We start from the raw sequence: 13,684 nt of genomic DNA, 5'->3' as shown, positions 1-13,684 counted from the left end.
GTACAAAAACTTTAGGAAATAGCAAAGCCCTGGCTTGAGAAAGTCGGGGCTTTGTGCATAAAAAAGAGGATGTGTACATTTTGACACACCCTCATTTCTATTTATTTGTTGTCTGTCAACAAGCAACTTGTCTACTTGTAGACTCGTCAACTCGTCAACCAATGTCTTACTTCTTTGGAATAATCTCGAACACTTCTGCCTTGCCAATCAACTCCATACGCGTTACTTTCTTTGCCACATTAACTGTGAAGAATGGCTCATTAGAGGTGAATTCAGCCTTCAGCTTGTTACGCTTATCATACTGGCAAACACGAACAGAACCACCCTCTGGCAATGAGAGAAGGAAGGTATAAGAAGTCATACCACTTGGTACCTCAAACGAAACAGCACCTGTATTCTTGAAAGACGTACTTGGCTGATGGTCGAACGCACGAAGGACGGCATCAGAAGCAGCGTTAGAACCACCAAACTCAAGCGTTGCAGCACCATCAGGAACCACTACGAACGAGCGAATAGCAGCCCAGTTCTTACGGTCGGAGTCAAGACGACGCAAACGAATATAACGTGCTTGCACCGGCTCACCCTGCCAAAGGATGTCATACTGGTTCTTCAAATCACCCAACATTGGCTTCCATGTCTTGCCATCAACCGAATATTCAAGTGCTGCATGGTCATAGAAGTCGCAATCATCAGTAGAGTTACGACCCTGAAGGATATGCACCTCACGTACTGCCATTGGTTCAGGGAGGGCCACACCCATCCAGTCACCAGCCTTCTGTGCCTCACCAGAGGTGTAATGTGTTATGCTATCGCCATCGAACATCAAACCAGCTTGAGTCGTCTTAAGATTTTTATAAGAACCGATACCACGTAGTGTGAATGCCTTTTCGCCTGAAAGCTTCTCATAGAAGGCATCACCAAGGTCGTCCATTGCGAAGTCGTAGAATGGCTGCAACTTCATAGTTCCTGACTTATGAGCCTCATAAGCTTTCTTATCTTCCGCAGACATACGGCTCTTAACATACTTACTCCAGAACTTCAAGTTGTCACCACTACGATAGAGGTCCATCAATTCGATAGCGCTCTTACCACGTTCGCCTAACTTAGCAAACTCAGTAAGCCAAGGCTTTAGCTCCTTTATCAAGAGATTATCAGTGCAACCAGCCTCAATCTCAGCAGGTGCTTTAGCCACACGTTCGAACTCCTGATAGAGTTTATCACGCTTTTCCTTGCTGTAATCAGCTAAACGGAAGGTCTCTGTTTCCCAAGATTCGTCACGACGATAGCCTGTCTCCGTATCGGCAGAATGGATAGCAAAGGTGCGGTAAGCATCCTTTGCACGTGGCATCATCACCTCCAAGCCACGCTCCCAACTGTCGATTGGGTTATAATCAGATGGATTCCATGTGTAATCAGCTACACTGTAGAGAGAGAGTTTTGAAGCTTCTCCATGCTCCATAGGGTTGCTGACGAGTCCACACATATCTTTATCGGTGAGTGATGTATCTAAGCCATAAACAGGACCCTGCAATACAAGGTTACGAACATAGTCTGTTACGGCATAGTTCCACCAGAAGAAAGCAGGACGCTTGATGCGACTATCCACCCAATCGAGTGTACTCTTTGTCACATCACTACAAACAACATCACCTGTCCAAAACACTCGTACAGATGGGTCAAGGGTCTTACCATAGATGCTCAATGGTCCATTCTCATCTGCCTTTGCCCACAACTTAGAATAGTCTGTAGGACAAATAATCAGCGGAGCTACGTCGCCCTTCGCCTTTACAAACTCCTTTGTCAAACGATTCAACAACTCAACTTGTCGGTTAGGGTTGGTTCCCTCGCCTGAAATATCATCAAAGAAGATAGCAAATGACTTCACACCAGCTTGATACATGAGGTCAAGTTTGTGCACAAGGTTCTGATAGTCTTCCTCATTCCACTTGATATCCTTGCCCGGATGAATAGCCCAAACGAAGTCTACACGGTTCTTCTTGCAGGCTGCAACAAGTTCCTTGATGTCCTTCATCTCATTCTCAGGATAAGGCAGACGCCAGTTAGGAGAACTGTGATAAGGGTCGTCCTTTGGTCCATAGATATAAGTATTCATCTTGTACTTACCGTAGAAGTCAATCAATGACAGGCGTACAGCGTGTGACCATGGTGTACCATAGAACCCCTCAACAACACCACGATAGGCGAATACTGGTGCATCGCCGATTTCCAAACAAGGTAGTTTCTTACCGCCTTCTACGGATGGGTTCTCCATAATCTGGCGCAAAGTCTGTATGCCATAGAATACTCCTAAGTCATAAGCAGCCAGAAGTGTGATTCCCTTCTTGGTGATTCTTAGTGTGTAAGCACCATCTACATCGGCCCCACTCTGCTCTCCATCTTTCAAAACCACAGGTATCTTCACTAATTGTATCTTCATTGGGAAGCCCTTCTCAGCCCGAGAAAGGAAGTTAAGGTCGGTCCAATAGTCCCAACTCTGCTTACGAGCAGGCTGCGGTTGGTCAAGTTTAATACCGCCACTGACATCTACAGTCCCCTCACCTGTCAGCTTTACGTAACGTGGTGTAGGATTAATAACGAGTCCCTGATGGTCAATCTTCTTACCAGGAACAGGATTAACTAACTGCACTTCCGAACGCTGACTGCCTAAATCAAAGTCATTATCCTGTGCATGAGCCACTGTAAGGGTACACATACCCAATACGAAGGTCACTAAAAGTTTCTTTTGTTTCATGTAGGTTTTTAATATTTGGCATCCAACCTGCCACATACTTCCGCATAAGGCAAGTCGAGGATTAAAATAGTAATATGATTGTTTCCCTTTCTAAGGAAAAGGAATTCTACTTGCAAAGATAAGGAATTAAAATGAATTTCATCCATTAACCGATAGCAAAAAGCAAAGAACAGGGATTTCTTTAGCTAAAGTATGACTCTCTAACGATAGTCTTTCCTAACTGCTCTTTGCCTTTTTCATTGCCTAATATAGCCCTCTATTACACATAAAATAACTTTATTAATGGTAAGACTATAATCAACCATGTGGCTTACTCACGCTTCATCTTTGGCAAATAGACGGCTATAATACCTAATAATGGGAGTAATGTGCTTACCTTAAAGACGAAGAGAATACTCGTCTGGTCGGCTAACCAACCAAAGAAGGTACTTCCAAGTCCACCAAGACCAAATGAAAGTCCATAGAAGATACCGGCTATTGTACCGATATGATTGGGCATGAGGTCGGTTGCATAAACCAATATTGCTGAGAAGGCTGATGCTATAATGAGTCCAATGATAGCTGATAAGATAATTGTTCCAGCAAGACTACCCACATAAGGGAGCATGATTGTGAATGGTGCTGCCCCAAAGATAGAGAACCATATCACGTATTTACGCCCATAGCGGTCGCCTATCCAGCCTCCAAGAAGGGTTCCGACGACTTCTGCTGCTAAAAAAACAAACAGGCAGAGTTGGGAAGTTTGAATAGATACCCCGAACTTCTCTATCAGAAAGAAGGTGAAATAGCTCACCATACTCTCTGTATAAAAGTTCTTGGAGAACATCAACACGAAGAGAATAAATACAAATCCATAAATCTGATTACGTGTATATACCTTTGCTGTTGTCCATCTTGCCCTACTCCGTTTACGAACGACCTTTAATTGTTTTACATGCCATTTTCCTATATAAATCAGTATAACGGCTAAAAGAAGAGCTATAAACGCAAACCAGCGTACACCACTCAAGCCGACTGGTATCACTATCAGGGCTGCAAACAATGGTCCTGCTGCAAAGCCGCCATTGCCTCCTACCTGAAAAATACTCTGTGCTAAACCATTGCGACCACCAGAGGCTTGCTGTGCCACCTGCGAACCTTGTGGATGGAAAATAGAAGAGCCTAAGCCGAATAACGATACAGATAATAAGATTACAAGGAAACTATCGGCATACGACAGCATAAAGATACCGATGAGCGTGAACACCATACTCACAGGCAACTGCCACCAACCATGATGCTTATCAGCATAGAGTCCTACGAAGGGTTGGATGATTGAAGAGGTTAGCTGTAGCACCAACGTTATGATTCCGACTTGAAAGAAGGATAATCCAAACTCGTCTTTCAACATCGGATAAATTGCTGGAAGCATCGAATGCATTGTGTCATCTAACAGATGACAAAAACTTATCGTGAGCAGAATGTCCAAGGCTGTACGTTCTTCGTTTCCTTCTTCTATCTTATTATTTAGCTTCATTTGTTTATTATTATCTCCGAACATGCAAAGGTACATATTATCTTTATAAACAAAGAATACAAACCTGTATAACGATGAAGCATCAACTGCTTTTTACAAATTGAATTTCATCCATCGACATGAGCCTCTACTTATAGGGTGCAAAGCCCCCGCACCACACGTGCGAGGCGTTAGCACGATATGTGCGGAGCGTTAGCACATCGCGTGCGGAGTATCAGTACGACAATAGAAAGGGGTGGAATGAGTAGCTATCAGTCGTAAAAAAGATAGCAAAACGCCATTGGTTTTCGCAGATAAGGAAGACTTTAACCATTAAATACGCATTTTCAAACGATTAATACATATCTTTGTAGCTGATATGACATTCCCCTATTTGAAAATGAGCGTAAAAAGATGATATTACGGATAAGGGACTGTAATCCTCAATAAAACAAACAAAAATATTATCAACAAGAAAGAAGACTATGATAGCCTATCTTAAAAGTGGTTTAAGGAGAACTTTATGCCCATCTCTCCTTACCTTCATCTCCGTACATTCAATGGCACAAAACACAGAAGATTATTCGCCAGATGCGCCTGGTGCTACGACTGGTGTCGACATCATGAAACCAGGAAAGATTGATTGGGAAACTGGTATCGTACTTGAATGGGACAGAAGAAACGGTGAACACGCACGTAATTTCACTATCAACACATCTTTGTTTCGTCTTGGACTGACTCCACAAGCGGAGGTAAGATTACAGATAGACGAATGTATAACCCATACACCTGAAGGGAATTTTGGGGGTATTGCGAATGCCGCTATTGGTACGAAAATCAAGGTTTATGAGGGCGGAAAGGTGATTCCAAAGGTTTCCTTTATGGGTACAATACTCATTCCTGGTGGTAGTAATGCACACTACCTTCCCAAACATGTAGGTATTCAAGCTCACCTCTTATTCGAAAACGAATTGAGTAGTAAGTTTACATTGGGTTATGACTTGGGAGGTGAATGGGATGGAGATACAGAGAGTCCTGACCTTTTCTTCGGTGCTAACCTCACTTATCAGCCTACTGACAAGTGGAGTTTCTTCGTAGAAAGCTATAATCGTTACAACTCAAAGAGACAGGATGACTGGGCTAAACTAGGACATGACAGTCACTTCAACTTTATGAGTGAAGTCGGAATGGATTATAAGGTTTCACCACGACTGCACCTAAACACTTACTACGACATTTCTTTCAACGAATTCTCACGATATAGTAACATTGGGTTGGGCATCACCTGGCTACTAAACTAAGAGAAAAGGGAAATTAAGAGAGGAACTTTTCTTTCTATTATATAGGTATAATTCGATTTTATTTCTTAATTTTGTGTCGGTATAAATTAGGGGTATTATGCCCCTATACTTTTGTAAAAAGACGATGAAATTCAAGTATGATGTACTTGTTATCGGCGGTGGACACGCAGGTTGTGAGGCTGCTACAGCAGCTGCCAACTTGGGTGCGAACACTTGTTTGGTAACAATGGATATGAATAAAATCGGTCAGATGAGCTGTAATCCTGCCGTCGGAGGTATAGCCAAAGGTCAGATAGTCAGAGAGATAGACGCTCTTGGAGGCTATATGGGACTGGTTACCGATGCTACAGCGATTCAGTTTCGTATGCTGAACCGATCAAAGGGACCTGCCGTTTGGAGTCCACGAGCACAGTGTGACCGTGGTAAATTTATCTGGGAATGGCGCACAATACTCGACCATACGGACAATCTCGACATCTTTCAGGATCAAGCCGACGAACTGTTGGTAGAGAATGGTAAGGTGTTGGGTATCAAAACAATATGGGGTATTGATATCTATGCACGTACAGTGATTATCACTGCGGGAACCTTCCTCAACGGACTGATGCATATCGGTAAGCGAAAGGTGGAGGGTGGACGATGTGCAGAGCCTGCTGTTCACAACTTTACAGAGAGCATTACGCGCCATGGTATTCGTGCCGATCGCATGAAGACGGGTACTCCTGTGCGTATTGACCGCCGTTCGGTTCACTTTGATGAAATGGAACCACAACCAGGAGAGACAGACTATCACCAGTTCTCTTTCTATGGTCCGCATCGTCATCTGCCACAGTTGCCTTGCTGGACCTGCAATACAAACGAGGAAGCACATGAGGTGTTGCGACGTGGAGTGGCTGACTCTCCCCTATTCAATGGACAGATTCAGAGTACAGGACCACGCTATTGTCCTTCGATTGAGACAAAACTCGTCACCTTCCCTGACAAGAATAGCCATCCTCTCTTCCTCGAACCAGAGGGAGTTGACACGAATGAGATGTATCTGAATGGCTTTTCTTCAAGTATGCCTTGGGAGATACAGTTGGATGCTATACATAAGATTCCAGCCCTACGTGACGCTAAAATCTATCGTCCGGGTTATGCTATCGAATACGATTACTTTGATCCAACACAGCTAAAACAGTCTTTGGAGTCGAAAGTAATTGAAGGTTTGTTCTTTGCTGGGCAGGTGAACGGTACGACTGGATACGAAGAAGCGGGCGGACAAGGCTTAGTGGCGGGTATTAATGCTGCCCTACTCTGTGCGGGCAAAGAGCCGTTCGTAATGAATAGAGACGAAAGTTACATCGGAGTTCTCATTGATGACCTTACTACAAAGGGCGTTGATGAACCTTACCGTATGTTTACTTCGCGTGCGGAATACCGTATTCTCTTGCGCCAAGATGATGCCGATGCTCGCCTGACAGAGCGTGCTTATAATATAGGTATAGCTAAACAGGACCGTTATGATTGGTGGATGCAAAAGAAGGAGCATATCAACCGTATTCTTGACTTCTGTAACAACACTTCTGTTAAGCCTGAAGTTGTAAACGGTTTCTTGGAGCATTTGGGCACTTCTCCTATCAAGGGAGCAACGAAGATCGTTGACCTTGTTGCACGCCCGCAGGTCAACTTTGAGAATCTTTCAGCTGTAATTCCAAGCCTTAAAGAGGCGATTGAAGCTTCGCCGAACCGTAAAGAAGAGATTGCTGAGGCTGCTGAAATCAAGCTAAAGTACAAAGGCTATATTGACCGTGAGCGTGTATTCGCTGAAAAGATGCATCGTCTTGAGGATATTAAAATCAAAGGACACTTCAATTACAGTGAGCTGCACGACCTCTCAACAGAGTGCCGACAGAAGTTAGAACAGATTCAACCAGAGACGCTCGCACAGGCAAGTCGCATCCCAGGAGTGAGCCCAAGCGACATTAATGTACTGCTTGTCCTCATGGGAAGATAACTTTCTTTGGACAAATTAGTCCTAACACGTGGATAGAAAGAGTACTCCTAAAGGCTAAAAAGGAGCCCGTTTCACGTGAAACAATAGCATAAAACAAAACATTATAACAATCTGAAAATGAACAAAAAACTATTATTAGACAACCTGAGGTGCATACCGGATTGGCCAATTAAAGGCGTGAACTTCCGTGACGTCACTACCCTATTCAAGTCACCTGATGCACTACAGGAAATTACAGACGAGATGGTTGACCTCTACAAGGACAAGGGTGTAACGAAGATTGTCGGTATCGAAAGCCGTGGGTTCGTTATGTCATCAGCTGTAGCAACTCGATTAGGTGCGGGTATCGTACTTTGTCGTAAACCAGGTAAGCTGCCTTGCGAGACAATTCAAGAGACCTACAAAAAGGAATATGGTGTTGACACAATTGAGATTCATAAAGATGCTATCAACGAGAACGACGTCATCCTTCTCCACGATGACCTCCTTGCAACTGGCGGAACCATGAAGGCGGCATGTGACCTCGTCAAGAAGTTCAACCCTAAAAAGGTATATTGCAACTTTATCATCGAACTTCATACCGAATTTCCTCATAGCCGAGATCAATTTGATAAGGATATAGAGATTAGTTCTTTGCTCCAATTTTAGGAAGTAAGTGTGTAATGAGATACTATCTTCCCTACTCGTTTTAAAAACAAGGGAGAGCACAGAGCGAAAACAAAAGAAGAGGAGCAACCCAAACCAAGGGGCGTTCCTCTTTCCTTTCTAAGATAATCGTCATTGCCTAGAGCTTACTCCAATCATCATTTGAACTGTCCGCTTTAGTCCTTACACAGGACCTTCGAAACAAACAATAACGTGAAACACCTTCATGTTCCACGTGAAACAAAATACTTTAAAAGCCCTTTATACAAAGGAGTTACGGAAAATGAATAAAGAAGAAAACTTGAACCGAATAACTTACCTTAAGAACATTGTTCTCAATATGCCTGAGAAACCTGGCACCTATCAGTTCTATGATAATGAGAAAACAATCATCTATGTGGGCAAGGCAAAGAACTTAAAAAAAAGAGTATCTTCCTATTTCCACAAAGAGGTAGATCGTTTCAAAACAAAGGTGTTGGTTTCTAAGATTTATGATATTTCTTATTCTGTCGTCAATACAGAGGAAGATGCACTTCTAATAGAGAACCAACTCATCAAGCAATACAAACCAAAATATAACGTATTACTCAAAGATGGTAAAACCTATCCAAGTATTTGCGTTACAAATGAGTATTTTCCACGTATTTTCAAAACACGTACTATCAATAAACGTTATGGTACTTTTTATGGCCCATATAGTCATATAGGAAGTATGTATGCGATTCTTGATATCATCAAGAAGGTGTATAAACCACGCACTTGTCGCTTCCCTATTACAAAAGTAGGTATTGAGCAGGGTAAATATAAACCTTGCTTAGAATATCATCTGCACAACTGTGGAGCACCATGTATCGGTAAACAGAGTTATGAAGATTATCAAGAATCAATTAAACAAGCGCGTGAAGTATTGAAAGGAAACACACGTGAAGTGCAAAAAATCTTAAGAAAGGAGATGGAGAAATATGCCGAAGAACTTAGATTTGAAGAAGCTGAAATCTGCAAACAACGGTATTTAGCACTCGATAACTTCGCAGCAAAGAGTGAAATCGTAAGTCATACGATTACAGATGTTGATGTTTTCACTATTGTAAGTGATGATACAAGAAAGAATGCGTTTATTAACTATATCCATGTAACTAATGGTGCAATCAATCAAAGCTTTACTTATGAATACAAAAGAAAGCTCGATGAATCCGATGAAGAGTTGCTAAATGAGGCGATTCCAGAGATACGTGAACGCTTTAATAGTACCGCAAAAGAGATTATCGTACCTTTTGAACTTGACTTTAAAGTGAAAGGGGCCGTATTCTTTATCCCTCAACGAGGTGACAAGCACCATCTGCTGGAACTCTCAGAGATGAATGCAAAACAGTATAAGTTCGACCGATTAAAACAGACAGAGAAGCTTAACCCTGAGCAAAAACAGACACGTTTAATGAGAGAACTTCAAGAAAAACTGAAGCTATCGAAGCTACCTTACCATATAGAGTGCTTTGACAACTCTAACATCTCCGGTACGGACGCTGTCGCTGGCTGTGTTGTATATAAGGGCATGAAGCCTTCAAAGAAGGATTATCGCAAATACAACATCAAGACTGTTGTAGGTCCTGATGACTATGCGTCCATGCAGGAGGTTGTAAGACGACGTTACAGCCGTATCCAAGAAGAAGGTACTCCACTACCCGACCTCATCATTACCGATGGTGGAAAGGGTCAAATGGAGGTTGTAAGAGAAGTTGTTGAAGACGAACTCCACCTCAGTATTCCAATTGCAGGACTTGCCAAAGACGATCGTCACCGCACAAACGAGCTTCTTTTCGGCTTCCCACAGCAGACAATAGCACTCGACATCAAGGGCGAACTCTTCAAAGTTCTTACCCAAATACAGGACGAAGTGCATCGTTATGCTATCTCTTTCCATCGAGACAAACGTTCTAAAACACAGCTACACAGCGAGTTAGACGATATAAAAGGTATCGGACCAAAGACAAAGGATGCACTTTTAAAGAAGCTGAAGACTGTAAAAAACATAAAAGAAGCTGATTTACAACAACTTACAGAAGTAATAGGAGCAAGCAAAGCAACTATTGTCTATAATTATTTCCACGCTAATCAGTAACTAATTAAAATAAAAATTGTACATTTGCGATATGAGAACTGTAATACAACGGGTCACCCAAGCGTCTGTTACTATCGGTGGACAAGTAAAGTCTTCCATAGGGACAGGATTGTTGATTCTATTAGGTATTGGTAAAAACGATACTGAAGAAGATATAAACTGGCTGGTAAAGAAGATCATAGGTTTGCGTATTTTCGACGATGAAATGGGCGTAATGAACCGCAGCATCATGGATGTTAATGGTGAAATACTCGTCGTCTCACAGTTCACACTCATGGCAAGTTATAAGAAAGGGAACCGTCCAAGCTGGATTCATGCAGCCCCACACGAACTTTCCATTCCACTCTATAATCGTTTCTGTGACGCTCTAAGCGAAGCTATGGGCAAGTCCATTGCCACTGGAGAGTTCGGTGCTGACATGAAGGTAGAACTGCTTAATGACGGTCCTGTAACCATCTGCATGGATACAAAGAACAAGGAATAGTGCTATTTTTCACCTTTTTATCACCATAAAAGTACTTTAAATGGCGAAATATCAATAACATTTTCCCCCATAAGGACATAAAAAACAGAACAAACAACATGACAATACAAGAAGCACAAGAAGCCGTTGACCAGTGGATAAAGCAATATGGCGTTCGTTATTTCAGTGAGTTGACTAACATGGCATGCCTTACAGAAGAGGTTGGGGAGTTGGCTCGCGTCATTTCACGTACCTATGGAGACCAGAGTTTTAAGTCTGGTGAGAAGTCTAACTTAGGAGAAGAGATGGCAGATGTACTGTGGGTACTCCTCTGTTTAGCCAACCAAACGGGCGTGAACCTCACCGATGAGCTTCAAAAAAGCATAGAGAAAAAGACCAAAAGAGACAAAGACAGACACATAAACAACCCTAAGTTAAATAAAAACGAGTAACCTTGTACTGTATGAAAGACCATAAAAACATCAAGTTATGGAGAGACATTATCTTCGTAATCGGCGGTATTATCCTCTTTATTATCTATTCAACTATACTATCACTTGGAATATATACGGCATCAGAAAGCGACTCTTACCTCATAAACATACCAATATTCCTTATTACGGCAGTCGTCCTCCTACTGTTATATAACCTTTTAATAAGATACGTAGAAGCTAATGACGCCTGTAAAATAGCACCCAGAAAAGATATCTCAAGCATAGGAAATGGACTTTTCATCGGCTTTTCCTACTTTATTATAGTAACGGTAACGATGTCACTATGCGGTTATTACCATATAAAAAGTATACAATTCGACTGGGAAAAACAACTCTTCTCCTTTACATTGTTCTTCCTTGTAGCTGTATCAGAAGAAATTTTCTTCAGAGGTATCCTCTTCCGCATGATAAACAGACGATGGAACATATGGGCTGCATTGGTTATTTCAGCATTAATTTTTGGTGGATTGCATATATTCAACGACAATGCAACCCTTTGGTCGTCTATTGCTATAGCCATAGAAGCAGGTTCTTTACTCGGCGCAGCCTATGCATACAGCAAGAATATATGGTTACCCATAGGCATCCATTGGATATGGAACTACACACAAGGTAATATTTTAGGCTTCCCTGTGTCAGGTGAAGACAATGTTACAAGTATTATCACACCCGAAATAAGTGGACCTCAATGGCTCACAGGAGGCTCTTTTGGCGCAGAAGCATCAGCTATCTCCGCTGTCATAGGTCTACTAATATCACTTTGGTTCATAAGAAAAACCATACAACAGGGTTATTGTGAACAATAAAGCAAAGGCACAAACGAAGAAATAAATATCAAAATAACAAATAAAAATAAACATCATGGGAACAATTAAAGACACTGTTTCAAAAAACATCCAGGCACAAAAAGCCGTTGGAATCGTTGAAAAAAGCGAGTACGACCAGGCGTTAGCACAGTACAACCTCAACATCACTGACGAGGAAGTTAAGGCTGCCGTAACAAAGATTATTGCGGAAAAAGTATCAGAGAACGACAACCTTGAAGTAAAGAAATTCCTCTTAGGAAGCGTTGAACTTACTACGCTTAGCACAACAGACACAGAAGAAAAGGTATTAGAAATGGTTGAGAAAGTAAACCGTTTTGACTCTGAATATCCTGATTTACCACATGTTGCAGCTCTCTGTGCCTACCCATGCTTCACTAAATTGATGGCAGACAGCCTTGAAGTAGACGGTGTCGACATTACGAATGTAACGGGCAATTTCCCTTCATCTCAAACCTTCTTAGAGGTAAAAACCATTGAGACAGCACTCGCTATTAAGGATGGTGCGACACACATCGACATCGTTATGCCTGTAGGTAAATTCCTTTCAGGCGATTACGAGGGCGTTTGCGATACTATCAACGAACTTAAGCAAGTGTGTGGAGACATTCCAATGAAGGTGATTCTTGAGACTGGTGATCTTGGTAATGCAAGTGCAATCAAGACCGCATCCCTCCTCTCTATGTACGCAGGTGCCGACTATATAAAGACAAGTACAGGTAAGGAGAAGATCAGTGCTACACCAGAGTCTGTATATGTTATGTGTCAGGCAATCAAGGAATACTATGAGAAAACAGGTATTCAGATTGGTTTAAAGCCTGCTGGCGGTATCAATACTGTCATGGATGCAGTAATCTACTATACCATTGTTAAAGAGGTCTTAGGCGAGAAATGGCTCACAAACTACTGGTTCCGCATGGGAACAAGCCGTCTTACCAACCTCTTGTTAAGTGAAATCATTGGTACAGAGACTAAGTTCTTCTAAACTTTTCAGCCAACAGTAATAAAAAATTAAAACGCTGAAACAGATAAAATAAAACAAAAGTAACCTATAAGGGGCATACACTTTGTATGTCCCTTTTTCCGTATCTGCACATGAAAACATCTCTCATTTATTGTTCTATCAAAAAAAGACAATTTTAAACGAATCTCATAATATAATCTATTTTTAAATATTATATAGATTATATTTATGAAACACCTCATTAATAAGGCAGGAAAAGACAACTTCCAGAAACACAATAAACAGCAAGAAAACACACAAATATAAACTAAATAAACACAGGAAATTATCTCTTTTAGTCACATAAAACTATAAGTACTCCAAAACAATAAGATAAACAGTATTTACATGGCATCTATAAATCAATCAACTTATGGTCAAAAGCCATCGTTATAAGGGCAAAAGATAACCTATAAGTAGTATTATTGTGAAGTAAAACACCATAAACACATATAGTGCGGGGCATCCGCACCATATGTGCGGACGCTCCGCACGATTGGTGCTAAGCCTTAACACGAGTAATATGTAACATAACAACGCATGCCATTGATAAATAATAAGTCAATAAAAGACATAAAAAAGAGTTTATCCT

The 13,684-nt window shown here is 41.6% G+C and carries 10 protein-coding genes; 8 read left to right on the top strand and 2 right to left on the bottom strand.

Translation table 11 applies throughout. The annotated features are described in order from the left end of the window. Nucleotides 1–166: 166 nt before the first annotated feature. Both J4856_RS12970 and J4856_RS12965 read right to left on the bottom strand, forming a co-directional pair. Nucleotides 167–2,752 (bottom strand): glycoside hydrolase family 84 protein, encoded by a 2,586-nt coding sequence (locus J4856_RS12970; protein ID WP_025838413.1) that lies wholly within the window; start codon nt 2,750–2,752, stop codon nt 167–169. A 310-nt stretch (nt 2,753–3,062) separates the two neighbouring features. Further along, nucleotides 3,063–4,268, bottom strand: coding sequence for an MFS transporter (locus tag J4856_RS12965; protein WP_025838411.1), 1,206 nt, complete (start codon nt 4,266–4,268; stop codon nt 3,063–3,065). A 464-nt stretch (nt 4,269–4,732) separates the two neighbouring features. On the opposite strand from J4856_RS12965, the gene J4856_RS12960 reads away from it, so the two are divergent. The 8 genes from J4856_RS12960 (at nt 4,733) to deoC (ending at nt 13,074) form a co-directional block, all read left to right on the top strand. Beyond that, the gene (locus tag J4856_RS12960) at nt 4,733–5,548 is read left to right on the top strand and encodes a transporter (protein ID WP_025838409.1); all 816 of its coding nucleotides are present in this window, start codon (nt 4,733–4,735) and stop codon (nt 5,546–5,548) included. Nucleotides 5,549–5,672: 124 nt separating this feature from the next. Further along, a complete protein-coding gene (mnmG, locus tag J4856_RS12955) occupies nt 5,673–7,544 on the top strand; it encodes a tRNA uridine-5-carboxymethylaminomethyl(34) synthesis enzyme MnmG (protein ID WP_025838407.1) in 1,872 nt (623 codons plus the stop codon). Nucleotides 7,545–7,661: 117 nt separating this feature from the next. Further along, nucleotides 7,662–8,192 carry an adenine phosphoribosyltransferase gene (locus tag J4856_RS12950; RefSeq protein ID WP_025838405.1) on the top strand — a complete coding sequence of 177 codons (531 nt, stop codon included), beginning with the start codon at nt 7,662–7,664 and terminating at the stop codon, nt 8,190–8,192. Between the two features lie 280 nt (nt 8,193–8,472). Next, entirely contained in the window at nt 8,473–10,308 is a 1,836-nt protein-coding gene (gene uvrC, locus J4856_RS12945; RefSeq protein WP_065367862.1) for an excinuclease ABC subunit UvrC, read from the top strand. A 31-nt stretch (nt 10,309–10,339) separates the two neighbouring features. Further along, nucleotides 10,340–10,792, top strand: coding sequence for a D-aminoacyl-tRNA deacylase (dtd, locus tag J4856_RS12940; protein ID WP_025838403.1), 453 nt, complete (start codon nt 10,340–10,342; stop codon nt 10,790–10,792). Nucleotides 10,793–10,890: 98 nt separating this feature from the next. After that, nucleotides 10,891–11,223, top strand: coding sequence for a nucleotide pyrophosphohydrolase (locus J4856_RS12935; protein WP_025838401.1), 333 nt, complete (start codon nt 10,891–10,893; stop codon nt 11,221–11,223). 11 nt (nt 11,224–11,234) lie between these two features. Beyond that, nucleotides 11,235–12,071 (top strand): CPBP family intramembrane glutamic endopeptidase, encoded by an 837-nt coding sequence (locus tag J4856_RS12930; RefSeq protein WP_025838398.1) that lies wholly within the window; start codon nt 11,235–11,237, stop codon nt 12,069–12,071. A gap of 55 nt (nt 12,072–12,126) precedes the next feature. Continuing rightward, nucleotides 12,127–13,074: a deoxyribose-phosphate aldolase gene (deoC, locus tag J4856_RS12925; RefSeq protein WP_025838396.1), complete on the top strand. Its 948-nt coding sequence runs from the start codon at nt 12,127–12,129 to the stop codon at nt 13,072–13,074. Nucleotides 13,075–13,684 lie beyond the last annotated feature (610 nt).

Source organism: Prevotella scopos JCM 17725 (assembly GCF_018127785.1).
GTDB lineage: Bacteria > Bacteroidota > Bacteroidia > Bacteroidales > Bacteroidaceae > Prevotella > Prevotella scopos.
The sequence above is the reverse complement of the archived record's forward strand: the minus strand, read 5'-3'. Positions and strand labels throughout refer to the sequence as shown.

Excerpts from the sequence above, each read along its gene's own strand:
- J4856_RS12970 (WP_025838413.1), bottom strand. The coding sequence starts at position 2,752 with ATGAAACAAAAGAAACTTTTAGTGACCTTCGTATTGGGTATGTGTACC.
- J4856_RS12965 (WP_025838411.1), bottom strand. The coding sequence starts at position 4,268 with ATGAAGCTAAATAATAAGATAGAAGAAGGAAACGAAGAACGTACAGCC.
- J4856_RS12960 (WP_025838409.1), top strand. The coding sequence starts at position 4,733 with ATGATAGCCTATCTTAAAAGTGGTTTAAGGAGAACTTTATGCCCATCT.
- mnmG (WP_025838407.1), top strand. The coding sequence starts at position 5,673 with ATGAAATTCAAGTATGATGTACTTGTTATCGGCGGTGGACACGCAGGT.
- J4856_RS12950 (WP_025838405.1), top strand. The coding sequence starts at position 7,662 with ATGAACAAAAAACTATTATTAGACAACCTGAGGTGCATACCGGATTGG.
- uvrC (WP_065367862.1), top strand. The coding sequence starts at position 8,473 with ATGAATAAAGAAGAAAACTTGAACCGAATAACTTACCTTAAGAACATT.
- dtd (WP_025838403.1), top strand. The coding sequence starts at position 10,340 with ATGAGAACTGTAATACAACGGGTCACCCAAGCGTCTGTTACTATCGGT.
- J4856_RS12935 (WP_025838401.1), top strand. The coding sequence starts at position 10,891 with ATGACAATACAAGAAGCACAAGAAGCCGTTGACCAGTGGATAAAGCAA.
- J4856_RS12930 (WP_025838398.1), top strand. The coding sequence starts at position 11,235 with ATGAAAGACCATAAAAACATCAAGTTATGGAGAGACATTATCTTCGTA.
- deoC (WP_025838396.1), top strand. The coding sequence starts at position 12,127 with ATGGGAACAATTAAAGACACTGTTTCAAAAAACATCCAGGCACAAAAA.